The 1,298-nt window shown below is 40.8% G+C and carries 1 protein-coding gene; it reads left to right on the top strand.

Annotated features, from left to right (window positions below):
* Positions 1-1,298 (top strand): hypothetical protein (locus tag V5298_RS20090; protein ID WP_332933198.1); only part of this gene is annotated, 1,298 nt, incomplete at both ends.

The raw sequence follows: 1,298 nt of genomic DNA, 5'->3' as shown, positions 1-1,298 counted from the left end.
CCTTTATACAGCCTTTTAATAGACTTCGTGATTCATGGCTCCCCAGTTTAGGGCTTTCTCTTGAAACGGCGCAATCTCCCGTTGTTGAGACCAACACATATAGAACCTCTGCTGAATTTAAGGTGAAGGCTAGTGTAAGTTCCACTGTTTTAGGTGGTAATTGTGGGTATAACTGCTCCAGTCAATCTGAAGTTCATAACAGGGTGAATACCCTTACTGAAAATGGCTGTTCAGGTAGATCTGAAGTCTTGAACAATGAACTTCAACATATCCTGAGCAGCAACACACTTTTGAAATTGTATAAGAAAAAAACGTTTCCTCTAAAAGAGTATTCATTTTCTTGCTTGATCACCTGTGATGATTGTGATGGTCGAGGAACAGTAACTTGTGGGAGCTGCAGAGGTTCAGGTAGACAAACGGAAGCTTATCAAGCACACGTAAGAGATAATATTCATTATCAAAATGGTCGTGAAGTTTCCCGACATCCCGTTTATGAAACACGATACCGCGAGGTTACGTGTTATTCCTGTTTTGGGTCGGGTGACAAAACATGTGGCACTTGTGGTGGAGCTGGCGTCAATACTTATAAGAAAACCGCCAACTTTTACTCATGTTACGAAAATGCCATGGTGCATTGGACTAAATTCACTAAACTGCCTTGGGTTTGTCAATTCATTCAAAATAGAGCCAATGAACAATTAAATATTGATGATGCTGTAGATTGGCAATACGCCAAGCAAATCGTTCAAGAAAATGGGGCGCCCGGTTTTTACAAGGTGGGTTTGCCAGGCACACTCACCGCGGCTCAATGTAGGGTTGAAGCAAGAAGTCCATATTCAAAAGCCACACAGGGTAATTGCCTTTTATTAGGTAAAATTCCCTACGATACAGATTTCATCTTTGATGAGCATGTGCGTTGGACACAATCTAAGCAGGCTAAAATCCCCCTGACAGGTGAAGCCTTAACCCCAATTTTGAATAATCCTTTGGTGGAAGGTTGTGTGAAGGACATGAATAAAAAACAGGTTCCTTACGGGACTATTCGCTATTTGAATATGGTGCGAGCAGAAACCGTACAGTCACTACAATGGTTGATGAACAAATTGTATGTCATGAACAAGGACGAGAGGGAAAGTATTTCAATATGGAAAGTACTCACAAATAGTATTTTGACTGGCGCTCTACTCGCTGCAATATTGATTGGATATCATTTTCTGGATTATTCCCATAAAAGCCTAAATTTTGGATTGTTTCCCATGATCGCCAATGGGATTGATGTGATCGTAACTGTTTTTGAT

It is taken from the genome of Alteromonas sp. 14N.309.X.WAT.G.H12, assembly GCF_036697315.1.
In the GTDB taxonomy this organism is placed as follows: domain Bacteria; phylum Pseudomonadota; class Gammaproteobacteria; order Enterobacterales; family Alteromonadaceae; genus Alteromonas.
The sequence above is the reverse complement of the archived record's forward strand: the minus strand, read 5'-3'. Positions and strand labels throughout refer to the sequence as shown.